This window comes from Veillonellaceae bacterium (assembly GCA_012523975.1).
In the GTDB taxonomy this organism is placed as follows: domain Bacteria; phylum Bacillota; class Negativicutes; order JAAYSF01; family JAAYSF01; genus JAAYSF01.
Genome location: JAAYSF010000021.1, coordinates 1 through 24283, shown reverse-complemented (window position 1 = coordinate 24283; position 24283 = coordinate 1). Strand labels below are relative to the sequence as shown.

25 protein-coding genes and 1 tRNA gene are annotated in these 24283 nt (G+C 40.6%); all 26 read right to left on the bottom strand.

The genetic code is table 11. The features are described 5' to 3' along the window. Nucleotides 1-34: 34 nt before the first annotated feature. Complete coding sequence (locus GX348_03500; GenBank protein NLP41253.1) at nt 35-547, bottom strand: adenine phosphoribosyltransferase; 513 nt, start codon at nt 545-547, stop codon at nt 35-37. A 1-nt stretch (nt 548) separates the two neighbouring features. Continuing rightward, complete coding sequence (recJ, locus tag GX348_03495; protein ID NLP41252.1) at nt 549-2603, bottom strand: single-stranded-DNA-specific exonuclease RecJ; 2055 nt, start codon at nt 2601-2603, stop codon at nt 549-551. 119 nt (nt 2604-2722) lie between these two features. After that, the gene (locus tag GX348_03490) at nt 2723-4489 is read right to left on the bottom strand and encodes a VWA domain-containing protein (protein ID NLP41251.1); all 1767 of its coding nucleotides are present in this window, start codon (nt 4487-4489) and stop codon (nt 2723-2725) included. A gap of 4 nt (nt 4490-4493) precedes the next feature. After that, nucleotides 4494-5942, bottom strand: a complete 1449-nt coding sequence (locus tag GX348_03485; GenBank protein NLP41250.1) for a magnesium chelatase — start codon at nt 5940-5942, stop codon at nt 4494-4496. 110 nt (nt 5943-6052) lie between these two features. After that, complete coding sequence (locus tag GX348_03480; protein ID NLP41249.1) at nt 6053-6520, bottom strand: DUF456 family protein; 468 nt, start codon at nt 6518-6520, stop codon at nt 6053-6055. A gap of 44 nt (nt 6521-6564) precedes the next feature. Continuing rightward, nucleotides 6565-7578: a hypothetical protein gene (locus GX348_03475; GenBank protein NLP41248.1), complete on the bottom strand. Its 1014-nt coding sequence runs from the start codon at nt 7576-7578 to the stop codon at nt 6565-6567. A gap of 108 nt (nt 7579-7686) precedes the next feature. Beyond that, a complete protein-coding gene (gene secF, locus GX348_03470) occupies nt 7687-8595 on the bottom strand; it encodes a protein translocase subunit SecF (GenBank protein ID NLP41247.1) in 909 nt (302 codons plus the stop codon). Between the two features lie 13 nt (nt 8596-8608). Then, nucleotides 8609-9799 (bottom strand): protein translocase subunit SecD, encoded by a 1191-nt coding sequence (secD, locus tag GX348_03465; protein NLP41246.1) that lies wholly within the window; start codon nt 9797-9799, stop codon nt 8609-8611. Nucleotides 9800-9904: 105 nt separating this feature from the next. After that, entirely contained in the window at nt 9905-10570 is a 666-nt protein-coding gene (locus tag GX348_03460) for an HD domain-containing protein (protein ID NLP41245.1), read from the bottom strand. Between the two features lie 68 nt (nt 10571-10638). Further along, the gene (locus tag GX348_03455; GenBank protein ID NLP41244.1) at nt 10639-11232 is read right to left on the bottom strand and encodes a 5-formyltetrahydrofolate cyclo-ligase; all 594 of its coding nucleotides are present in this window, start codon (nt 11230-11232) and stop codon (nt 10639-10641) included. A gap of 15 nt (nt 11233-11247) precedes the next feature. Next, on the bottom strand, nt 11248-11553 hold the full coding sequence (gene yajC, locus GX348_03450) for a preprotein translocase subunit YajC (protein NLP41243.1): 306 nt from the start codon (nt 11551-11553) through the stop codon (nt 11248-11250). 58 nt (nt 11554-11611) lie between these two features. Continuing rightward, a complete protein-coding gene (gene tgt / locus GX348_03445) occupies nt 11612-12724 on the bottom strand; it encodes a tRNA guanosine(34) transglycosylase Tgt (protein ID NLP41242.1) in 1113 nt (370 codons plus the stop codon). A gap of 30 nt (nt 12725-12754) precedes the next feature. Then, nucleotides 12755-13774 carry a tRNA preQ1(34) S-adenosylmethionine ribosyltransferase-isomerase QueA gene (gene queA / locus GX348_03440; protein NLP41241.1) on the bottom strand — a complete coding sequence of 340 codons (1020 nt, stop codon included), beginning with the start codon at nt 13772-13774 and terminating at the stop codon, nt 12755-12757. 15 nt (nt 13775-13789) lie between these two features. Next, the gene (locus GX348_03435) at nt 13790-15115 is read right to left on the bottom strand and encodes a SpoIID/LytB domain-containing protein (protein NLP41240.1); all 1326 of its coding nucleotides are present in this window, start codon (nt 15113-15115) and stop codon (nt 13790-13792) included. Between the two features lie 33 nt (nt 15116-15148). Next, entirely contained in the window at nt 15149-15346 is a 198-nt protein-coding gene (locus tag GX348_03430; GenBank protein NLP41239.1) for a DUF2905 domain-containing protein, read from the bottom strand. A gap of 51 nt (nt 15347-15397) precedes the next feature. Next, on the bottom strand, nt 15398-16399 hold the full coding sequence (ruvB, locus tag GX348_03425) for a Holliday junction branch migration DNA helicase RuvB (protein ID NLP41238.1): 1002 nt from the start codon (nt 16397-16399) through the stop codon (nt 15398-15400). After that, complete coding sequence (ruvA, locus tag GX348_03420) at nt 16399-17004, bottom strand: Holliday junction branch migration protein RuvA (protein NLP41237.1); 606 nt, start codon at nt 17002-17004, stop codon at nt 16399-16401. The genes ruvB and ruvA overlap by 1 nt, the downstream gene beginning before the upstream one ends. After that, the gene (gene ruvC, locus GX348_03415) at nt 17004-17498 is read right to left on the bottom strand and encodes a crossover junction endodeoxyribonuclease RuvC (protein ID NLP41236.1); all 495 of its coding nucleotides are present in this window, start codon (nt 17496-17498) and stop codon (nt 17004-17006) included. Before ruvC ends, ruvA begins: the two co-directional genes overlap by 1 nt. 106 nt (nt 17499-17604) lie before the next feature. Beyond that, a complete protein-coding gene (locus tag GX348_03410; protein ID NLP41235.1) occupies nt 17605-18177 on the bottom strand; it encodes a hypothetical protein in 573 nt (190 codons plus the stop codon). A gap of 62 nt (nt 18178-18239) precedes the next feature. Then, on the bottom strand, nt 18240-18977 hold the full coding sequence (locus tag GX348_03405; GenBank protein NLP41234.1) for a YebC/PmpR family DNA-binding transcriptional regulator: 738 nt from the start codon (nt 18975-18977) through the stop codon (nt 18240-18242). A gap of 180 nt (nt 18978-19157) precedes the next feature. Further along, nucleotides 19158-20654 (bottom strand): 4Fe-4S binding protein, encoded by a 1497-nt coding sequence (locus GX348_03400; protein NLP41233.1) that lies wholly within the window; start codon nt 20652-20654, stop codon nt 19158-19160. Between the two features lie 14 nt (nt 20655-20668). Beyond that, complete coding sequence (locus GX348_03395) at nt 20669-20905, bottom strand: NAD(P)H-dependent oxidoreductase subunit E (protein ID NLP41232.1); 237 nt, start codon at nt 20903-20905, stop codon at nt 20669-20671. 20 nt (nt 20906-20925) lie between these two features. Further along, on the bottom strand, nt 20926-22077 hold the full coding sequence (locus GX348_03390) for a SpoIIE family protein phosphatase (GenBank protein NLP41231.1): 1152 nt from the start codon (nt 22075-22077) through the stop codon (nt 20926-20928). Beyond that, nucleotides 22077-23771: a 4Fe-4S binding protein gene (locus GX348_03385; GenBank protein ID NLP41230.1), complete on the bottom strand. Its 1695-nt coding sequence runs from the start codon at nt 23769-23771 to the stop codon at nt 22077-22079. The genes GX348_03390 and GX348_03385 overlap by 1 nt, the downstream gene beginning before the upstream one ends. Continuing rightward, nucleotides 23762-24016, bottom strand: coding sequence for a (2Fe-2S) ferredoxin domain-containing protein (locus tag GX348_03380; GenBank protein ID NLP41229.1), 255 nt, complete (start codon nt 24014-24016; stop codon nt 23762-23764). The genes GX348_03385 and GX348_03380 overlap by 10 nt, the downstream gene beginning before the upstream one ends. Nucleotides 24017-24156: 140 nt before the next feature. After that, a tRNA-Asn gene (locus GX348_03375) sits at nt 24157-24232 on the bottom strand. Nucleotides 24233-24283 lie beyond the last annotated feature (51 nt).

Below are 24283 nucleotides of genomic sequence, written 5' to 3'. Positions count from 1 at the left end.
GCTAAGTTTATTTATTTCCTACTTTGAAGCTGGATTAATATGTTACAAGTGTAGTGATGTCATAATCTTTTAAAAGCTGACTACCGTTTAAATATGACAATTCAATTACAAAAGCTAAGCCTACAACCTTTCCGCCAAGCCCCTCAACAAGATTGATAGTAGCCTTGGTAGTACCTCCAGTTGCTAGCAAGTCGTCGACTATAAGTACCCTGCTGCCTTTTGGGATTGCGTCCTTATGGATTTCTAAAGTGTCCTTGCCATACTCTAAATCGTAACTAAAATCAATTGTCTCAGCCGGAAGCTTTCCAGGTTTACGAACAGGTACAAATCCAGCTCCAAGAACATATGCTACCGGGGCTCCAATTGCAAAACCGCGTGCTTCGGGGCCAACTACTAAATCAATATTTTTATCCGCAAATTTTTTTCCTATTTCGTTGATCGCGCACCTAAAAGCAGCACCATCTTTAAGCAGGGTGGTTATGTCTTTAAATCTTATACCTTCACTTGGAAAATTTGGGATAACTCTAATCTTTTCTTTAAAGTCCATTTTAAGCCCTCCAGTTTTTATAACCGATCACTTTAATATGCTTAGCTAATCCACCGTGATTAAATGTATTTGAGTTTTCGATATTCAATTTCATTGCCGGTGTTGGCCGTAACGAAATCTTATAGCTAGCTTGACATTCTTCCTTAGTAATTAAGCCAAGTTCATTAAGAACCTCAATCGCTAAATCAATTCCCGTATTTGTTAACTCAGTTCCATAAGTAGAAAGAATCCACGAGACAAGCTGACCAGAAGTACAATTGATTTCTGGTTTAGTATTAAGTGCTTTTAAGGCTAAGTAAACTTGGGCAACTACTGCTCTCTCATTTTGTATATTCCTATTATTACCATTTTGGCTTACACTAGTCAGCTTTATATCTTGAGCACATAGCTGAATGCTGCGGTGCCCCTGCCAATCATTAAACTCGGGTGCAAAAGCTATATCAATATTAGGGCGTTTCGAAAACTGTTCAAACATGTGGCCCATTCCCCAAGATATTACGTTTTGGCGGTTGAGCTGCTGCCGCACTGTTAGTCGCAGATGTTGCTCCTCCCGCCCAAGCGTTTTTATACTTTCAGGCACTAAGTTTACGCTCGTAAAAATTGGCCTAGGATTCCCCATTCCATGAGGAGCTAAACATGCTAGCTCTTCTAACAATGCACTGCTTATTTCTTGCAAAGAAATCTGAGCATCAACGTTAAGTACAGGTATATAATCATCATCTTTCAGAGTATTTTGGGCAATATCATTCAAACGTCTACGTAGTTCAGAAATATTATCAATATTAACGCTCAGCCCTGCGGCCAGACGGTGACCGCCAAACTTTAACAATATATCAGAGCATTGGCTTAAAGCATCGTATAGGTCAAAACCCGGAATACTTCTGCACGACCCTTTTCCAATACCATTATTTTCACTGATTATTATTACAGGCCTATAATATTTATCCACAAGCCTAGAGGCGACAATACCTATTACACCGGAGTGCCATCCAGTACCAGACAAGACAATTACCTTGTTGTTTTGAAAATCGTACTCAGTTAGTAAGCTTTCTGCCGCCGCTAATATTTCTTTTTCCAAAGCTTGTCGCTGCGTATTCTGCTGCTCCAAGTAGACCGCTAACTCTCCCGCATAATCATTGTCTTCAGTGAGTAAAAGTTCAACCCCGACAGTACCTAGACCAATACGCCCTGCAGCATTGAGACGCGGAGCAATAATAAAACCGACTTTTCCAGCGTCAATAGCCTCTAATTTACAGCTTTTTAAAAGCGCGTTTAACCCCTGATTTGTAGTTGATGCTAACTGCTCGAGACCGTGTTTAACTAAAATCCGATTCTCTCCTAAGAGAGGAACTATATCAGCAATTGAACCAATCGCTACAAAATCAAGATACTCAAAAATATGACTTTCGTCAGTCCTTAACATAGACCATAGTGCCTGGCATAGCTTAAAAGCCACACCAACACCCGCCAAATTTTTGTCAGGGTAGGTACATTCAGGGCGTTTAGGGTTAATAACTGCACATGCCTCAGGTAAAACAGCGGAAGGTTGATGGTGATCCGTTATTACTATGTCAATTTTATTTTTAAAGGCCATAACTTCATTAATCGCACTAATACCACTGTCAACCGTTATAAGTAAAACAGTTCCCTCTTTATACAGGGTATCAAGAGCACCTAAATTTAGACCATAACCCTCATTTTGTCTATCAGGTATATAATAATCAACACTTGCACCAAGCTTTTTTAATACCCTTACTAGCAAAGCGGTTGCAGTAATTCCATCTACATCGTAGTCTCCATATACTGTTATTTTTTCTTTAGCTTCAATAGCGCGTCGTATCCGCTGAACTGCTTTCTCCATGTCCTTTAACAAATACGGGTCATGCAGACTGCTAATATCCCCGAATAAAAATTCAGAGGCCATGCGCTCATCACGTAGTCCGCGATTTATTAATATCTGCGCTATTACTCCTGAAATCTTTAATTGCTTAGCCAAGCGTTTTGTTAGTTCAGGTTCGGTTGCCGACAAGCGCCACAATTTGCGCGGTTTTGCCATGGTTCCCCCTATAAGCGTATTATATATAAATACAAAAAAATACCAAGTAGTACGGTATACTCTAGAGTAATTCTCGTAAATTCAGTCAAATCCTGCCGAATAAAGAGAAAAGGTGCTGATTATAAGCAGCGTTCACTTCGTTCTAGCCACGCTGCATTAATCAGCACCTGTTTTTCTAACTCGTCTAATAAGTAAATCTTGCCACCAGCAACCTCAGCCAGTTTTGCCAAATAATTTCGATGAGGCTTCAAACCTATACACATAAACCCATAGCCCGATTCTTTTATTTTATTGGCGTAGACCAAAGAATCTGCAATCGGGTCTCTACTCATATCGGCCAAGGTAGGGACTCCGTCGGTTAATAAGATTATCATAGGATTTTTCGTCTTGACCGTTTGCAAATAATTTAAACTTGTTTTTAACCCTAACGCTAAAGGTGTAGCACCGTAAACCTTTATATTCCTCAAACTATCCTCAACTTGCTGAAAGTCTCTAGTAAACTGAACTTGCACACAAGCTTTATAGTTTTGAAAAGTAATAACACTAATTTTATCGAGGGTGGACAGCAATAAATGTCGAACAAGGAATTTTGCAGCCAAAATCCGCTGCCCTTTCATGCTCGCACTTGCATCAATTAGTAATAGCACTTCTGATTTTGGGCGTTGCTGCCTAATATAAACGCGTAAGTCAGAATGATCAAAACCTAGCCTATCACAATTAATTTGGATACTCCTCCTAGCTGCCGCCATTACAGTTTCGGCAACTGCAAATTCGGAATACCTCGTGGTATCTTTAAACGGCAGTAATATCTTTGGTCCGTTCCCAATAGCATTATCAGACTGAATGGTTTTTAGGCTGCTTGGCAGCTTGGATACCGGTTTTAATGATTTTAACATTTGCCGAAGATGTGACTGAACGTCTGTCAAGTTTTTATCTAGATATTGTTTGAATTCTCTCCCGTAGTTCGTCAATCTGATTTTGTTATCTTTTACCTCAACAATTCCCAGACCAGATAGTGAATTTATCATCTGCTCCGCATTGCCGTTATTATCAAACTTCTTTTCAATTTTTTTGCGATCGTCATCATTTTCAATCTCAGCAAGCATCTCCTTAACATCTTTAACCGTGTCAAAGCTATCGGACAACATAGCAGCATTTTGGGTAAATTGGTGCTTTTTAGCACAAGGAGATGACATACTACTTGATTCTTTGTCCTGCATATAAGAATCAGATTGATCGGCATACGGAGAATTATCGCTGGCTTTACTTTGCTTTCCTTTTACATGAACTATCTCTTCATTGCGTCGAAGCTCAAGGCCTGATAGCATAATAGCCTCTTCAACCGCCAAGATTATATAAAAAAGGCATGCTATGTGATCATTTGATACTGTCAAAGCAATATGGACATGATTCTCATGTGCCCTTCTTAGTGACAATTTTTGACCGTAAGTCAGGCTGCCTGTAATACGTCCCCCGCCAGTCCCCGTCTGAATATCAATATAATCGGCATCAACGGCATCACGACCAAAATGATTAAAAAGCATTTTATTAACGGAGAAATGTAAGTTATAAGCCTCTACTGCCTTTTTAATATTAGCTGCTACTAGATGATGATCGACCTTGCCAAACTGGTGAAAAACATCAATATGACAAACACTTCCAATTTCCTTGCGCTGATAAAATGCCTGTCCAGCATCAACACCTTGTAATATGTTGACCTTTTCCGGCGTACTGGGATGAAAGGTATGCATGTTTTTACTCACCACAGCACTTTGGCCGATTCGAGCCCCTTTATTTTTGGCTAATAAAGCCTTAACCCTTCCTGCCGGCATCGCAAGACTGGGCAGTAGACACGAGTTTCTGTAATCCCAACAATTCTCAACCATGCGATTATTTATCCTCACTTGTTACAAAATGCTCGATCGATAATTTAGATAAAGGAGTTGCCTGATTGGGAGGAGCCTGAATAACAACCTGAGTTGGATTAGCAATTTTTTCCTGCTCGCCTGGCGACGAATGACTTTTTGTCTGCCTAGTCGACATGTTAGAATTATTACTTGTAGTGCTGGAGCTTGAATTATCCCCTTGTTGTGACATTTCTGATGACTTTTTTGGCTTAGGCGGTGCTGACGGTCTTACTTCATTTATCTTATTGGGTAAAGGTGGATTTATTAACGGTTTTGCTGCAAAACGACTTAATTTAAATTTACCTTTTATACTTCCCCAAAGCTTCGCCCACCAATTATTATCTTGCCGGTCTGTTTTGCTTAGTTCCTCTTTAAATGAATCTTGAACTGGAATTGGCTGCACGGCATTCTTAACGTTGTTACTAATGTTCAACCCATCTAAGTATTTTAGAATACTCGTTATTGTTCCATTATCAGCTCTGTTATTAAGCACTAACGGAACTGTCCCGATTATATCATCAATAGTTATTGCTTTTCGACCTGCAATTAGGGCCGACAGACTGGCAGCTGTTTCCATGCTTTCTACCGCTCGCAAACTTTCCAAACCAAAGTCGACATAAATACTAGCAAATACATTCCTGATAGTAGAGTCGCATGTTATGTCACTTAAATTGCCTACCACTTTGATCGGTTTATGTTCTTCGACGGATGTATTTTGATTTTTATGCTCAAGAATTGCCATAACAGCCTGATAGTCACTAGGTCGTCCCATGTTTACACCAAGATCGAAACGATCTGATAACTGTTTTCTTATTTGAACTAACGGGCCCGGATCCTCATCTGGATTTGATGCCGCCCATACAGCTACCGAAACAGGTAGCTCAACAGTCGGTAAACCGGTCTCTTCAATCTGAATACGCCCTGGCTTAGTCCCCATTAAATCGAGCAAAACGTCCGCTATTTCCGGCGAAGTATCAGCTAGGCGATTAATTTCATCAACAAAGATAATCCCACGATGCGCCTTAGGAATGGTACCCGGAAGCAAGGCAGCAATCGAGTTCGACTTATCGGTAAGCCGTGCAAGATCTATGCTTCCTACAACAGTACCGATTTTTGCCGAATGAGATATTTCCAGAAATGGACAGGGCACAGTTTCAGTTCCGATTGCAGCAATTGCTTCTGGTGATAAATTCCTGTGTTCCGGACAATGGGGAGCTGCTGGGTGGCAATTATAGATGCAATTTTTTATTCTAACTATCGAGGGCAGAATTTCTTTCACTGCTCTCATAATACTTGTTTTACCAGTGCCGCGTAGACCTTGGGCATGGATATGAAAGGGGTATCCGTTAGTAAGGGCAGTAACTGACATGTCCACTGCCCTAAATAGTTCCCGGTTTCCATCGTGCCGGATGAGTTTATAATATGATTTCAACGAAACCCCTCCCGCATTTTTTTCTTATTTTGTCCATTCTGAGTACTTCTAATGCTGATGGTATAAGTTAACAGTAAAGACAAAAAAAGAAACGGAAAACATCTCGTCCGTCACTGCAGTATATATATTGTTATAAGCACCACCATAATGAGACCGCACCCAAATCTGATTAGAGCTACAAAAGCTAACCTTGAAAGCACCCTAAAAACAGTATCAAGACGAGGTAATAACGTTTTGCCGACAATAAGTTCCCAAATAATAGTCCCTAGCAAAGGACCAAATAAAGCATCAGAAGCGACAATCCCAGCCAGATTGCCGGCTGTAGTATCTGTACTGAATATAATTGGCACTTTGAATTCTTTAGTTAAATAGATCCGCGCAACCCGTCCACCTATCTCAGCCAGCAATGTTAGAGATAGTAACGAAATCACTAGCCAGGGACTTAAAGCTGAAAACCCATCAAGCGCGCTATAAAAAAAGGCAACACCAATAATAAGCAGTGTTCCCGGTAAACGCGGCGACAAAGTAAAAAACAGACCAATGAACATTATTAAAAAAGCAAAAAAGTTGAGAACCAATATATTTCGCCCTCTGCCTATTATAGATAATCACTACATTTAAATTATGACTGTTTAATCCCATTCTTATGTAAAAAATATGCTGTATAAACAATAAAAACTGCCATAAAAAGGCCGGTAAAGCTCATAACCTCAATTATCGTCTTGAAATCAGCAAAAGCACCGAAGAATACTAACACTGACGCGATTAAAAGAGCAGGCCAAAACGAAACTCCTGTTAATATGCTTACTTGCTTAGCGTTTACCATCATAGCCGGTGCCATGGTATTCAGAAATGTACAAAATAATATTATATCAAACAGATAAACCGCGTTACTCCCAAAAGTACTGGCATAAACACCTGACAATGCTAAGGGACCATGAACTTGTGCGACGATAACTAGATGAGCCATAACAAGTGTAATAATACCTTCAATAAGTTTGGCGATTATAACTAAGAATATCGCTTTATACCCCTTCTGGGTCAAGTATGCCGCGGTCTCAACAATCAAAACCGGGCGCATTCCCCCGACATTATAGCCAATCAGCGCACAAACTAACAGCCAATCAACATTTGCCGAAAAATTGATATTTCCTATACTGCTTAGATCTCTTGTAAACATCATTATTATCACAATTGGTACCAGAGATAGGCTGATATAATTTGATATCTTTAATAGTTCAGAGGCATATCCCGCTGCCAAGACCGAAAACACCAGCAAACAAATCGGCACTACAATCGTTGGTGTCAAACCAGTAATTTTATATATTGCCCAACCGCAATAATATCCCCCTGTCAAAGCACTTGCTGGAACGCAAACCGCTAATATAGCTATTGCTAGTATCTTTTTTCCCCTACAGCCGAATAATCTTTTAATAACTACTAACAATTCATAACCTGATTTTACGCCTATCCATGCTGCTAAACCGGCTATTATTGAACCAAACACCATATAGGCAAATATCGTCGTTATATAAATATCTGGGCCAACAATAGCCGCCATATCCGGTACTAAAGCTGCATTATCACCTGCAATATGAGCAACAGCAACGCAAAGCGCAGGCAGTAATATCCACATTAAATCACCACCTTTGTTGCTACATGATATTAAGCTAGCGGCAGGTTGGTGAATAAAAACGCGGCTGTTGCTTTTTAGCAACAGCCGCAAAATTGCTTTAATTAGATTTTACTTAGCACCTTTCGTTTTAGCACTAATTCGTTTACGATCGGCATACTCCTTCCAAATTACCCAGATAGGACATGCATTGAATATTGAAGAATATGCCCCTGCCGAGATGCCGATTATTAGCGCAAGAGCGAAATTTTTTGTGGTTTCGCCGCCAAAAACATATAGGGACACAGCCGCAAACAAAACGGTCAGCACTGTATATATCGACCTTGTCATCGTTTGCCAAATACTCCGGTTAACTAAAGCTTTGATATCTTCGCCTTTGCGATGAGCCTTTAAGTTTTCCCGAACACGGTCAAATATTACAATAGTATCATTGATTGAGTAACCTACGACTGTTAACAGCGCTGCTACAAAGGCTGCATCGATTTCCAACTGCATTAATGAGAATGCGCCTAAAACGATTATAACATCGTGGATAAGCGTAAGAATGCCGGCAACGGCAAACTTAAACTCAAATCTATAGCTTATATAGACAATCATAAGTGCCCAGGATACCAACAGGGCGAGAACTGCATTACGAGTCAACTCTGATCCAATAGTTGCGCCAACCTTTTCGATTCTTAAGAACTCAAAATCACCTAGTTTTTGGCCTATGTCATTTACTAACACCCGTCGCTGGTTATCATCAAGGATATGCGTCCTGATAAAAACATTCGGCGATGAGGTTACCTGCCCTGCTGCCGCCAACTGAATAGTGCTGTTCTCTAATTGATGATCTTTTAAAACATCCCGAACTTCGGCAACAGTCACCGGTCGGGCAAATTTTAAGTCAAGCAAAGTACCGCCTGTAAAATCAATACCTAGGTTAAAACCCTGTACAGCCATTGATATAGTGCACGATATTAGAATTAGCCCAGACAGTAGGAGCCATAAATAACGTCTACCGATAATATCAAATTTCATGTTAATTCCCCCCCTACGCCCCAAATACTTTGCCATTTTTGAATACGTTGGAATTCATCAGCATTTTTAGCAGATATCTGGTAACTGTGATTGCTGTAAACATACTGAGAATAATACCTATACCAAGCGTAATAGCAAAGCCTTTAATTGGCCCTGTTCCGAGGAAGAATAACACAGCTGCAGCAATTAAAGTAGTTGTGTTGGAATCTAAGATAGTTGAAAATGCACGTTTAAAACCAGCTTCCATTGCAGCCCGCAACGTTTTGCCCGCTCGATATTCTTCTTTAAATCGTTCAAATATCAATACGTTGGCGTCAACAGCCATCCCTATTGAGAGAATAATACCAGCGATACCTGGAAGGGTCAGTGTCGCATTAAGCATATTAAGAGCAAGCAATAACATTAAGACGTATAGGAGAAGAGCTATATTAGCAACAAAACCTGATAAGCGATAGAAGAGCAACATAAATAATACAATTGCCGCGGTTCCGACAGTAAATGCAAATTGGCTTTTTTGTTTAGAGTCTTCACCCAGGGTAGGACCAACTGTTCTCGTTTCCAACACATCAACTTTTACCGGCAACGACCCGGAACGCAGCAGTATAGCTAACTGCTGAGCCTCTTGGATTGACCTGTTACCGGTTATCACTGCCTTCCCGCTTGGAATGGCCTCTTCAACAACAGGGCTGGTCAATACCTGCTTGTCCAACAAAATCGAAATGTGCTTACCAACATTTCTCGCCGTCAGATCAGCGAATTTTTTTGCGCCATCATCAGAAAACTCAAGTGATACCAAGTTTCTGTTAGACTGATCTATCTGGGCTTGGGCGTCCTTAAGATCTTTGCCTGTTAAAACTGTAGTGCCGCTCTCATCTTGAAACTCTAAGAGTGCAGTTTTACCTAACATGTCAATTGCCTTTTCAGGATCGCTAATCCCGGGCAACTCGACAATAATCCGTCTATCGCCCTGCCTCTGAATTATTGGTTCTGTTAAACCAAGCTCGTTAACACGCCGTTCAATAATTTTAACAACACGTTGCACCGCATCTTCATCTACTTTGGCCTCTGGCGTATCTACCGCTTCTAATACAACATGGGTTCCACCTTGTAAATCAAGACCTTGTTTAATAGATGTTGCTAGGGGCAAAATATAATAGCTGAACAAACCGATAATTGCTGCAACAGCTATTAAGAATTTAGTCATATTCCCCCATCTCAAAAGTTTCTCCCCCAATCTTGTCTTATCGTCGACTACGTTCACAAAATATTATATCTGGATTATTATGACAATGTCAATCAAGGGCATTTGTTACAATAACCTATTGCCATTAATTATTAAGCCAAAACGACAATCTAAGAACTCAGCCGCTCTGCGGCACATTACCATACGTATCAGAAATATTTCGAAGTATTCCATTATGGGACAAATAGTCGTATCAATTTCCACGTGAAGAGTGATTTCCTTTAGCTTTTTGTCAATTGACAAATTACTGTTATCAGCAGCATAATTGACACGATCATGTATTTCAAATTTTGCAAAGTCTTTAGTTGTAACCCTTGCCCGAAAAACATCGGATTTATCAGCCAGTATTAGAGCTGCAGCAACATGATTAATAGCGTTGCCGCGCTCTTCTTCATGATTGCCGATTGCGGAAATAACTAAAGCGATTTCTTCTGGCGGCATCCCCATACGCACCAAAATATTATAAGCAATTACAGCGCCGGTACCACCATGATTATAACGGTTTACCATATTTGCTATATCATGCATGTAACCGGCAATTGCGGCAAGCTCACAATCACGTTCACTATAATCTAAACACTTGAGAACATAATACGCGCGTTCTGAAACTATTGTAGCGTGGCGTCGACCGTGCTCAGTAAAGCCAAGCTTACTTAAGTATTCAGTACTACGAGATAAATAAACATTGATTTCATGATCTTTCTTTAATTGCTCAAGTGTAACCATTACCACAAAAATGCCTCCCCTTTATTGACCAAACTCAAGAGTGTAAAATACATTAAGGCAAAATGTAACAACAGTTACATTTTGCCTTTCTTGCAATTTAATATTCCCATTTCAGTTAGTAAATAGTCCATTGGAAGGTCATGCCGCTCTTTAGGAATTTCGCTAAAAATGTTTTCAGCCCAACAGACACCAACGGTTATAGCTTTTTCGGCTGTTGGGAGAAATCGATCGTAATAGCCGGCCCCCATACCCAAACGATATCCTTCATGATCAAAAGCAATTCCCGGTACAACAATTAAATCAATAGAATCTGCTTCGATAATCCTTAGCTTTAACGGGTCTGGCACAAGCAGGTTAAATTTACCGGGAACTAAGTCGTTAAAGCTTTCAATTAATGCCGCCTCCATTATACCCCACGTTTCGGTTAAATGCGGAATGCCGACCTGCTTATTACGGGACCACGCATCCTCAAAAACAGGCATTATTTGAGGTTCGTCCGGGAATGGCGTATATAACATTATATTGCCGGCATCAAGATAAATACTCGAGTTAATAAGGGTCTGTATTATCCTCGTACTAAAATTACGAACTTCATTCTCAGCTAATTTTCTGCGTTTGTCGAGAAGGCGTTTGCGTAAATCTTTCTTTTCTTCTTTAATAGTTGTCAATTTATTTGACTGGTCCTATTTTTTACTGCCGTTCTTAGGTTCATTCTGGAAACTAGCAACGGCTGTACGAGATATGTCTACTTCAACCTTCTCAGATATCTTAAGAGTAACAACTTTCTCGGTAATTGCAGTAATAGTACCATGAACACCACCAATTGTTACAATGCGGTCACCCTTCTTAAGACTGTTAAGCATTTCATTGCGGCGCTGCTGTTCCTTTTTCTGCGGGCGATATAATAAGAAGTAGAAAATTACACCCATTAAAACTATTGGTCCATATTGTGCAAGAGCCGTTATTAGTTCGGGAGACATTGCTGACAAGTAACTCACCTCCATATTATTTTATTCAGATGATTCAACGCGATTGCGGCTAAATCCTCTAACGCGTTTTGTATTGTTCCCAAAACTCTCGCCTAAAATCAAGAAATCTATCATCAATAATAGCTTTACGCATATTTTTCATGAAATCTATTAGGTAATGTAAGTTATGAGTCGTTGTAAGACGCAAACCGAAAATTTCATCTGTTTTTAATAGATGACGAATATAAGCGCGAGAAAAATTACGGCATGCATAACAGGAACAATCTGGATCAAGTGGTTTAAAGTCACGCGCATACTCAGCGTTTTTGACTACCAATCTTCCCCGGCTTGTCATAACCGTCCCATTACGAGCAACTCGCGTCGGAAATACACAGTCAAACATGTCAATACCATACATCACACCCTCAAGCAAACAATCAGGCGTACCCACTCCCATAAGATATCGTGGCTTGTTATCAGGCAATAATGGCACTGTATGCTCTAACATTTCATACATCAATGCTTTGGGCTCGCCTACACTAAGACCACCGACGGCATACCCTGGAAAATCTAATGATACTAAATCATTTGCACTCATTGTTCGGAGGTCTTTGTACATTCCGCCCTGCACTATACCAAATAATGCCTGGTCTTTTCTAGTATGAGCCGTTTTGCATCGTTCAGCCCAGCGTGTTGTTCTTTCGGTAGACTTTTTGGCGTAATCATGTTCAGCCGGATATGGGACACACTCGTCAAAAGCCATTATGATATCAGCACCTAGTGCCATCTGAATCTCAGTAGCTTTTTCGGGTGATAGAAAGTGCTTGGAACCGTCTATATGCGATCTGAATGTTACACCATCTTCGGTTATTTTGCGTAAAGGTCCTAAGCTAAAAACCTGAAAGCCACCACTATCAGTTAAGATACCGCCATCCCATTTCATAAACTTATGGAGTCCGCCTGCCTCGGCAACCAGATCATGCCCAGGCCTTAAATACAAATGGTAAGTATTGCTTAAGATTATCCCAGCTCCCATAGCTTTCAGCTCGTCCGGTGACATTGCTTTAACAGTAGCTTGAGTTCCAACTGGCATAAAGATTGGCGTATCGAAAACACCATGAGGTGTATATAATCGTCCTGCCCGCGCCCCGGTCTTAGAACAGCGTTTGACAAGTTCATAATGTATTGCCACAAAAATTCCTCCCTCGCGATATCACAGGCTTTAGTAAATAAACATAGCATCACCAAAACTAAAAAAACGATAGCGATGTTCTATTGCTTCTTTATATGCTTTTAAAACATGTTCTTTCCCGGCGAACGCACTTATTAACATTAATAGAGTCGACTTTGGTAAATGAAAATTAGTAATAATAGCATCAATGACTTTAAATCGGTAGCCCGGATATATGAAAATATCAGTCCACCCGCTTTGTGGTTCTACTAAACCCTCCTTGCTCGCGCTTTCGAGTGTTCGAATGCTTGTTGTACCAACAGCAACTACTTTGTTTCCTCGCTTTTTTGTAGCATTGATAATATCGGCGGCTTGTTGAGAAATTGAGTAATATTCACGATGCATTACGTGCTGCGTTATATCATCTGTCGACACCGGCCGAAAAGTCCCTAATCCTACATGCAGAGTTATAAAGGCAAAATTAATGCCTTTTGTCTTTAAAGTATCCATCAAAGTGGAGGTGAAATGCAATCCAGCAGTCGGAGCTGCTGCCGAACCACGTTCCCTGGCATAAATCGTCTGATAACGTTCTTTATCACGTAGCTGCTCTTTAATGTATGGTGGCAAAGGCGTTTCTCCCAACTGATCCAATATTGCTTCAAAAATGCCATTATAATGAAATTTTATAATACGTCCCCCGAAATCGGTTGTTGATATAACTTCACACTTCAGTTTTTCACCAAACTCGACGATAGTTCCCGGGCGGGCCTTCTTACCAGGCTTAACTAGTGCCTCCCATTCATCACCGCTTATGCGATTGAGAAGGAAAACCTCTACTTTTCCACCCGTTCCTGCCTTCGAACCGATTAGCCTTGCAGGAATTACCCTTGTATCGTTAAAAACCAGGGTATCCCCTGGTTGTAGGTAATCCGGCAAATTATAAAAATGATTATGTGTTAGTGCCCCTGTTGCGGCCTTGAGAATCATTAGTTTTGAGTGATCCCTGGGCTCTATCGGCTTTTGGGCAATAAAATCTTCCGGTAAGTCATAATCAAAGTCTGATAATAACATCAAGAGACTCCTTTACTAATATGCCTTTTTAATATCTACCCCTTGGTAGTAGTGTTTCAATATCTGTTTAAAATATGTGGTATCCCCTTTCGGGGCATTCTCTGCCATAGCTTTAGCTCCCCACTGTGATAAACCAATCCCATGCCCCCAGCCAAAACCGGTAAATACTATTGTCTCATTAGTGCGGGCAGTGATGCGATGTATAGCGTTCTTTTGATTCAAAAATGTATCGTTTTTTTGCGAGGGTAAATTTACAGGCACTTCCTTTGTCCAGCGGTCACCATAACTGTCCGTAACATCAAACTCCAAAACCTTTTTCCCAGGCAAAATTACTTCTATATCGAATAAGGTGCTTTTTAATGCTAGCGCGCTGCGCAGCTTATTACCAGTTATATAGACTGTACCATTGGTTCCCGTAACCCGAATCTCTTTAACCCTCCCGGAAATGCCCCGATCAAATGACCTTACAGGGGGTTGGGTAAGACGTGATAATTCTATAGACTGTATGCTACCAACATCATAGCCAGCATTTTTTAAAGCCATTTCAAGCTCATTGACTGTGAACTTTTTTTCCCACTTAAAATAGGGTGACTTTTGATCATAATCGGCCACACCTTGCAAATAAGGGTAAGCACCGCCCCAAACATTTTCACTGTTCTCAGTATAACCACCTGAACTGCTATGAAAATAAGCAGGTATCAATTTCCCCTTATAATAAATCGTTTCACCATAAGTTGCCGACACAGCCTTTACAGCGCCGGCAGCTTCGCTGTCTCGACCACCATATACTTGACAATCGGTAGATGCGCAGACATCATAACCGTCAGCTTTATGTTTCTTTAGGCTAAGGCTGTATAAAGCATATGTCCTTGCTGCTACCGCTTGCGCCTTTACAGCCTCACTAGGCCAACCAGGTGACATCTCTCGGGCAACAACGCCGTACAAGTATTGTTCAATCGGAAGCGTGTTGATAACTGTAAGACCATTCTTGCCATATGTCCGATGGATACTTATTTCTCCTCGATAGCTATGCCGATTAATCATTATAGCGCTTTCACTATTAGCTTTGGAAGTAATATTAATCCCCTTGCTGGCAATAGGTTTTCCGTTTATAGCTATACTTTTGCTTGATAACGTAATACTTACCTTTTCCCTAGGTTTAAATTTTGCAATAATCTTTTTTGTATCGGTATCAGCGACAACAAAATCATTATTAGCGGAAATCATAACGTTAGGCTGATTAGATAGAATCCCAACTCTTATATTAGGTTCCTTAATCATGCTTTGACCAAACACATAGACAGGAAATATAAAACTGCCTAAGAACAATAGTATAAGCATTAGCTTAGTTTTCAAGAAATATATCCCCTCTCGCTATCTTCGACCAAAGATACTCAAGATTATAGTAAGTATGATGCTTATTACTATTGATGAGACTATCGGAAAATAAAAGCCAAAGTTCTCGCCTTCAATGCGAATATCGCCTGGTAACCGCCCTAAGTTTATTACTTTTCCGCCGAAGTGAACAATAATCCCAATAATAAATAATATTGCACCAAAAGTCATTAGCATCTTTCCAAACGAATCGAAACCAAAAGGCAAGCGAATACCTCCTCCGTGTAGTTAATCTGCCGAAGGCTGTTTCAATCCTAAATGCTGGTACGCTGCACGTGTAACAACTCTGCCGCGCGGCGTCCTATTTAAAAAGCCCCTTTGCAACAGAAACGGCTCGTACACATCTTCAATTGTTTCTGTCTCTTCACTAATAGATGCTGCAAGAGTATCAATACCTACCGGACCCCCGTCAAATTTTTCAATTATCGCCCTTAGCATATTACGATCTACGTTATCTAGCCCACATTCATCAACCTCGAGCAGAAGCAATGCCTTACATGCGATATCGCGTGTAATAACACCGTCACCGGCAATTTGAGCAAAGTCACGAACCCGCTTTAGCAATCGGTTAGCGATACGCGGTGTACCTCTTGATCGTTTGGCAATCTCATAGGCCCCATCAGTATCAATCTTAATATTAAGTATTTCGGCTGCTCGCTCTACAATGCACACTAGGTGCTCTGGTTCATAGTATTCTAACCTGGCTATAACGCCAAATCGATCGCGTAAAGGCGCAGCTAAAGCCCCGGCTCTTGTTGTAGCCCCAACCAAAGTAAAAGGCGCTAAGTCTAGTCTAATTGATCTCGCGCTAGGACCTTTGCCAATAACAATATCTAGAGCATAATCTTCCATTGCTGAGTACAATACTTCTTCGACATTTCGTGATAAACGATGAATCTCATCAATGAATAAAACATCATTTTCACTTAAATTGGTTAAGATTGCTGCCAAATCTCCAGCTCTCTCAATAGCTGGTCCCGACGTTATACGAAGATTCACGCCAAGCTCATTAGCAATAATACTGGCTAAGGTTGTTTTACCTAGCCCTGGGGGTCCATATAACAAGACATGATCTAACGCCTCGCCGCGGGAAAGGGCGGCCTGAACAAAAATGGTTAAGTTAGATTTTACTTTATCCTGCCCAATATATTCATTAAACCGGCGTGGTCTTAAACTATACTGCCAGTTATCCACATCTTGTTCTGCACCGGAAATGACTCTCGAGTCCATTATCTTCTGCCGACCTCCTTAAGTGCAAGTCGCACAGTTTCTTCGGTTGCCTGACTCGCCCGATAAACCTTACTTAAAACAGGATTAATTTCTGACGGACTATAGCCCAAAGCAAGCAATACCTCTCGAGCCTCATCGATTACCTGGTCGCAAGGATTTGGTTCCTCGACTACGGTAGTCGGTTCATTATCTGATTCGCACTCGATATTGCCAAGCTTATCCTTAAGCTCGAGTATTAAACGCTCGGCTGTTTTCTTGCCTACTCCCGGCATCTTAGTCAATAGCGTTAGATTCTTACTGGCTATAGCAAGACAAAATTGGGCAGGCGTAACCGAAGACAGTATCCCTAGTGCTACTTTTGGACCAATTCCCGTTACCGAAATAAGGCTCAAAAAAAGTTGGTATTCATCATGCGTTAAAAATCCGAACAGTGACAAAGCGTCTTCCCTAACATTAAGGTATGTATATAAATGAACGTCCTCAGCTATAGCAAGTTTCTGACGAGCTGACGCTGTGATAAAAATCCGATAACCAATTCCCTTAACATCGATAATACAATGATCATTAGAAATTTGAGCTACCCTGCCACGGACAAAACCAATCATTATTTTGCCCCCCACCTGTTACCAATATTATAAGAATGGGTGGTGCAGATTGCAATAGCCAAGGCATCCGCCACATCGTCAGGATGAGGCTTGTCCGGTAAATTTAATAAGCGTTCAGTCATATATATAACCTGATCTTTTGTGGCTTTTCCATAACCGACAACTGACTGCTTAACTTGTAACGGAGTATACTCACATAACCTAACATTATGTTGAGCTATTGCCAATAAAACTACACCGCGGGCCTGACCTACAGCCATGGCCGTTCTAACATTCTTATTGAAAAATAACTGTTCGACCCCTGCTACGTCTGGTTTGTATTGCTCAATCAAGCTACTAATACCACTATAAATTATTGCTAGTCTTTCTTCTAATTTATTAGATGGGCTAGTTTGTATGGCACCATAGGTAACCGCACGTAAACGGCTGCCATTAAGTTCAACTAAACCATAACCGCAAATGGCGGTGCCCGGATCTATTCCTAATGCAAGCATATAAAAAAGCCTCCCTTGAGGGAATTTATTCGACAGCGTTATATTTTACTCCTTTATTGCTTAATTAGCAAACAATTTAAATAAAAAAGGCAGAGAGTTTTTCTCTCTACCTAGATTCCATTCCTTCTAATGTCTGCAGCAACTCTTCCCTTGATTGTACAACCATGCCCCGCTTTAATTCCTCAGCATCCTGCGGGTGCAGCTTGTTAATTGAGATTTTAGTAACTTCCTTTACTATGGCTTTGGGACCTGGCCTTCCATAAAACACTGCAACATAGCCATCTTTGACGCCAATAAACATATTATTTGCGTGTTCACGGCAAAAGCTATCAACCTTGAGTGTCATTACTACTTCAAGATTGTCAAACTTATCGATAGTCCAGCCTTGATAAACTTTTTGAACCTGAAAGTAGTTAAGGCCAATAAGGTTATCTGCAGGCTTGCTTCGCAGCACTTCCTCATCTTTACACTTAAGATAAACAATTTTTTGGACAAAATCGGTATTAGAATTTATCTTAATCTTACTATCCTGCTTGGCGACCTCAGTTTCTTGAGGTACAAGCGGCTTGTTTTCGACATTGTTATAGCTTACCAAATAGTAAGCTGCGCAGCCAATAGCCAATACAACGCCGGCGATAGCCAATATTTGCCTTCTATTGTATTTAAAAAGTGGCAACATTGAAAACATCTCCTCATTTTCATGCTGCCACCAGTATTACCAAATAATACAAAAGTTATTCACTATTCGATATCTTCAGGTAAATCGAAGTTCCCGTATACTTCTTGTACATCGTCGTGTTCTTCAAGCAGTTCTACCAGTTTCATTAATTTAGTTGCATCGTCTCCGCCTACAGCCATTGTTGTATCTGGAACCATAGCAATCTGAGCTACTACGGTATTAATATTATTATTTTCGAGAGCCTCTTGGACCTTGACAAATTCTTCAGGAGCCGTCGTAATTTCAAACTGGCCGTCTTCGCTCTTTAAATCTTCAGCTCCAGCGTCTAAGACAAGCATCATCAATTCTTCCTCATCAACGCCAGTTTCTTTATCAATTACAAAAATACCCTTTTTCTTAAACATCCAAGATACACAGCCGGTCTCGCCTAAATTGCCGCCATACTTTGAAAAAAGGTGACGAATCTCAGCGGCAGTACGGTTACGGTTATCTGTCATTGCTTCAACCATCAGAGCTACGCCTCCAGGTCCATAGCCTTCATAGGTTAACTCTTCATAATTTGCACCCTCCAGCGTGCCAGCCCCTTTTTGAATAGCGCGTTGAATATTGTCTTTAGGAATATTATTTTCTTTTGCCTTTTGTAAAGCCAATTTTAGTCGCATATTACCGGTCGGGTCACTTCCACCAGTACGAACTGCTACTGTAATTTCACGGCTTATCTTAGTGGTTATTTTACCGCGAATAGCATCCATTTTACCTTTCTTATGTTTAATATTCGCCCATTTTGAATGTCCTGCCATATCGTAATTTCTCCCCTTCAAGAAAGTATCAATTAACTGCAGCTGTCCACAGCTTTATTCTAATTCGCTAACAGCCATCAATACTGAAAACTTAGCCCACCGTCTTAAAACGGAGGGCACATAGAAAATATAGACAGCCAATATTTTAGCATACTTATTTCATTTTAGCAAAGCTACTCGCTATTTTCTATGCCAATAATGTTGCTTTTCTATTTCAGCAGTCGCATCTCTGTTGTCATTAGCGATACCGGCCTTAGAAGCAACAGCAAAGTTTTCAACTAATTTACCAGTTACCTTATAGTTAGTCAACGTTCCAGGACCACCGACACAACCACCTTGACAAGCCATTCCTTCAAAAAAATTAGCATCAATTTTACCTGTATTTATTTGCATTAACGCAGTTTTGCAATTTCCTAAACCCTGACTATGGTGAGCTTTTATTTTTACATCAGGAGCAAGGACTGCCGCAGTATTTAAAACTGCCTGCGCCACGCCTCCAGCTCTAGCAAATGCATTACCATCACGTGAAGCAGAGCTGTCAAAATCATGTTCGCCAATCTCAGCAATATTAATACCAGCGCCGACCAACATGCACATTAGTTCCTCAAAAGTGAGAACGTAATCTATAACTTCAGCGTATTTTTCAGCCTCAGCCTTTTTCGCTATACACGGTCCAATAAAAACCACAACTGCATCAGGCTCTTGATTTTTAATTACTTTGCCGGTAGCTATCATGGGTGAAACTGTTGTTGAAACGTTCTTCTGGATATCAGGTAAATGTTTCTCGACCATGTCTGCAAAAGCAGGGCAACAAGATGTCGTCATAAAGCTTAATGTACTAGGTACCGAAGATGCAAACTCTTTAGTCTCCTCCAATGTTACAATGTCCGCACCACAGGATGCCTCATACACACCAGCGAAGCCAATTTGCTTTAAAGCCTGAATTACCTGGCCTGGTTTTGCCTTTGCTCCAAATTGACCAATGAATGATGGAGCAAGCATAGCATATACCTTTTTATTGGATTTTAGACTACTTACCAACTGCACTATTGATGAACGATCAGTTATCGCTCCAAATGGACATGCCGTTTTACAACTACCACACTGCACGCATTTAGTATAGTCTATTTCAGCCCGGCGATCATTGTCGGCTTGGATTGCTCCTAAGTCACAAGCGCCTTCACAAGGACGGTTTACTTCAATAATAGCACTATACTGACACGACTTTTTGCATAAGCCACATTCTACGCATTTATTCTTATCGATATATGCACGGTTTTGCACTACCATTATAGCTTTCTTTGGACAGCTGTTTATACAATTATGGGCAACACAATTTCGGCACGCGTTTGTTACAATAAACTTATCAATTGGACATTGATCGCATGCCTCCCGCAAAACGTGAACAATCGGCATTTCATCGATATTACCAGCTAAAGCCCTTTTAGCTGCCTCAGATAACTCTAAGCCACCGCCCTGACTAAGAGCTAGTTTTATACGTTCTTTTAGTACCGCTCGTTCTTTATGCACACAACAACGATAGCGAGGCCCATCTTCGCTTACAACATTATATAAAATCTCATTTATTTTATTTTCTATTTCACCCGCAAATGCAAGCTTAGAAATTTCAACTAACACCCTACGCCTGAGCTTAACTACTTCAGTCACTTGCGACACAAAATCCCCTCCATTCAAACACAGCGATTATTAATGATATCCAAAAGCTTTTCTGGCGTCACATCAGACATTAATTCACCGTTGATTCTAATGTTAGGTCCTTTCCCGCATGCATTTAAACAACTAGCACCCCTTAGATCAATTTGTGATCTAATTGCTGGCGGTAACCCCTCAATCATTTCTAATAAGTCTTGCGCACCTAATAAATAGCACGCCGAACCCACACAAATTTCTATAGTTAAAGTATTCATAATGATAGCCCCCCTACAAATTAAAACCACTCAATACTTACTTCCTTGCCTTTTGACTCCAATACTGCCTGAAGCTTTGCCAATACTTGAGGCTTAACATTAATTTTAAAAGGAAAACTTGGATTATGATGGGCTGGGTTGGTTGATTTCCCAGCGTAAATATCTATTTTATCAGCCTCTAGTAACATTTCAGCTAGCAGATTGGCGCCATTTCGTTCTAAGCATCCTCTCTCGTTACGATGATTTGTGATGCATTCAAGAACAGCATTTAAAGTCAAAATACCTTCAGTAACTAGATCTACCCCTTCAATATGACCCATAGGCGGAATATATTCACTATAGCTTGAAATATCCATTTTTAAAGGACGATTACATACCTTACTAACAATATGCGCAGTAGTACCGCCAGCTACAACCTTCTTGCCGGGTTGGCTTAAGAACCGTTTAACTAGCTTTTCATCAAATCTACGATCGACTGGTGGTCCGGTAAGAATTGTTAAGCGACGAGTCTTACGCATTTTTACCGTAACGATAGTAGAGTCATCTCCTGGCTGACCAAGATAATAACCCTCGGTGCAGCGAATTATATTATCACTAATATAACTCGCGCTGCAATCTTGTCTTGCTATAGACTGTAATTGATCAGCAATTCCCTTCCAGCCCCAGCCCAACTTTAGTAAACCGCCTATCCCTGCGTGAATAATACCATCGCTGACGGCAACTATCAAATCGTTTTCTCTTAGTAATAATTGCCCCTCTTTAATAAGTTTTCCGCTAATTACCTTTTCGGTTAGTTGGAAAGGCTGAACCTTCCCATCGCGGATAAGAAAAGAAGTTGGACAATCAAATTCAACTACTGTAACCAGACCAGACGATGCCACTTTTAAAATATGAAGGGTAGAATAAGCAATTTTACGCTGACGGCAAACCGGCAAGGTATCAGCAATTGTACTGACTACATCGGCTAAGGGAATTCCGCGTTTCAGCATTGAAGACGCGATCTTGGTTGTTAAAGTTGCGAGAATATTTGCCTTAACACCGCTTCCGAGTCCATCAGACAAAACTATAATAGTACCTTCCTTGGTATGCGTAACAACTATTTTATCACCGCACAGCTCCTCGCCCACCTTCGATAACTGCGCTATACTTACATCAGCGTGAAGCTGGCTCATTACTTTTCCTCCTTGCCTTTGAGCAGCCACATAAGTTCCAACAATGCAGACTTGGTTTCGGCAGTCGTCTCTCCAAGCAGACCAGCAATTTCTTGAGCAACATGCATCTGTTTATTAATTATGTCAGTCGCCTTCTCAACCGTTTCCTCTTTCATCTGTTCCCAGTCTTTTGCGCGTTTCTCATGCTCTGTAACATCTGAAATTGCTACTATGACTAATTGGTGTTCTGGTACCGGGATAATCATCTGCTCAGTTACTAAGTTATATTCTGGGTACTCGACACGTTTACCAACAACTTTTTGTCCGTTATTAGAAACGTTGACAAACTCAGAACAATCGATATACTCCATTAGACTATCGCCTTTTTCCATTTGTTTAGCGCTGCTGAACATCCGTTTTATTGCTGGATTAATTTCTTGAATGATCATTTTATCATCAACAACAATAATACCGGTTATCGAGTTTTCAACGATTATATTAGCAAAGGACTCGGCTTTAGAGCGCATATAAGGAATACACATATCTATTTCAGCTACTCCACGAAATACTGCCGTAGCTTTAGCTCGGCAAGTATTATAACCGCAAGCTCCGCAATTTTTCTCGTCAGCTTTCGTAAACTTACCAATTCGCTGAAGAATTTTCTTAATCTCTATTTCACTTGGCTCCGGATTTACAATAGGTGTTGGTTCATGTTTGCACGTGAAATCTAAAGAATGAGGAATTTCCAGGGTAACTTGTCCTTTATATTGATTTGCAAATTCAATTATTTTCAACCTTCTCACCGGTATGGACTGATTACTTCCACTGGCAGGACCACCTATACATCCACCTACACAGGAAAAAGCCTCTATGAAATGAGGCGCAATTTCTTTCTTGGTCAAACTATCGAAAACTTCCATACATTTTTCTATACCATCAACAGCAATAATTTCGGTATCTAAAGTGTCATGGTCCATAAATGATTTTAAAACTCCGCCTGCAACCGGAAAATACCTAGCGTTACCGAGCGGTTTTGGTACATATGGGACAAATTTCGGGGTTATTTTGGCGTGTTTAAGCCACTGGCGCAATTGGCTAAAAGTTATGACGGCATCAACAGCATGCTTATCACTTTTTTCATTTTGTTCAGCAAATTTAGCCATACATGATCCTGCAAATACAACAAAAGCATCTTCTCCATATTTCTGCTTAAGTAAAAGACCGTTAGCCATCATAGGCGAAACAATCGGCGCTAAATTATCAACTAACTGCGGGTAATATTTCTTTACCATATTAACGATTACTGGACAGTTTGATGAGATTACCGTCCCTTGACAGTCTTTTAAAAGGGAACGGTATAAAAGAGAAAGTATTTGGGCTCCTACAGCTGATTCCTCAACTGCAGCAAAGCCAAGCGCCTTTATTGATGCCATTAGCTGGGTGGGTGTATAATCAGCAAAAATACCTACAAAAGAAGTTGCCAGACTCATAACGACCTTGCGCCCACTGGAAATCGCCTCTTTAATAGCTGGCAAATGAGTAGTCAGCCGCTTTGCATGCTGCGGGCATTCCGCAACGCATTTACCGCACAGAATACATTTATCCTCTAAGACCCTTGCTCGACCCTGCCTAATGCCGATAGCTTTTACAGGACATGAACGTAAACAACGATGGCAGTCTTTACAATTAACATTACGCGTATTAATTATTTGCATACAAATCGCTCCAAAATTTTTTCTCTAAAAATTTCGCTTACATTGCTCTCAGAGACATGAGTAACAATCTCATCATTAATCTTAATTACAACGCCCTCATTGCAGCGCCCCTGACAAAATTCACCAGCTAAATCAATTACTCCTTCAACATCATGTTTATCCAGTAAGAATTTAAATGCAGTTAATACGCCATAAGCACCACGAAGGTGACATGCACTACCGAAACATATTGAAATCTTAATCATAATTTACCTCATGCCAAGTGAATGTTTTCACGTTTTTTGTATACAACATGATACTATCACGAATACATTTTATATACAATACCAAAAATAATCCAAAAATAAAAAGAAAAAGCTATTCATTAACATGAATAGCTTAAAAATGGCTCCTCGAGTAGGACTCGAACCTACGACCGATCGGTTAACAGCCGATTGCTCTACCAACTGAGCTATCGAGGAATATAACCGGCAACTTCCTATCCTCCCAGGGCGTTTCCACCCAAGTACTTT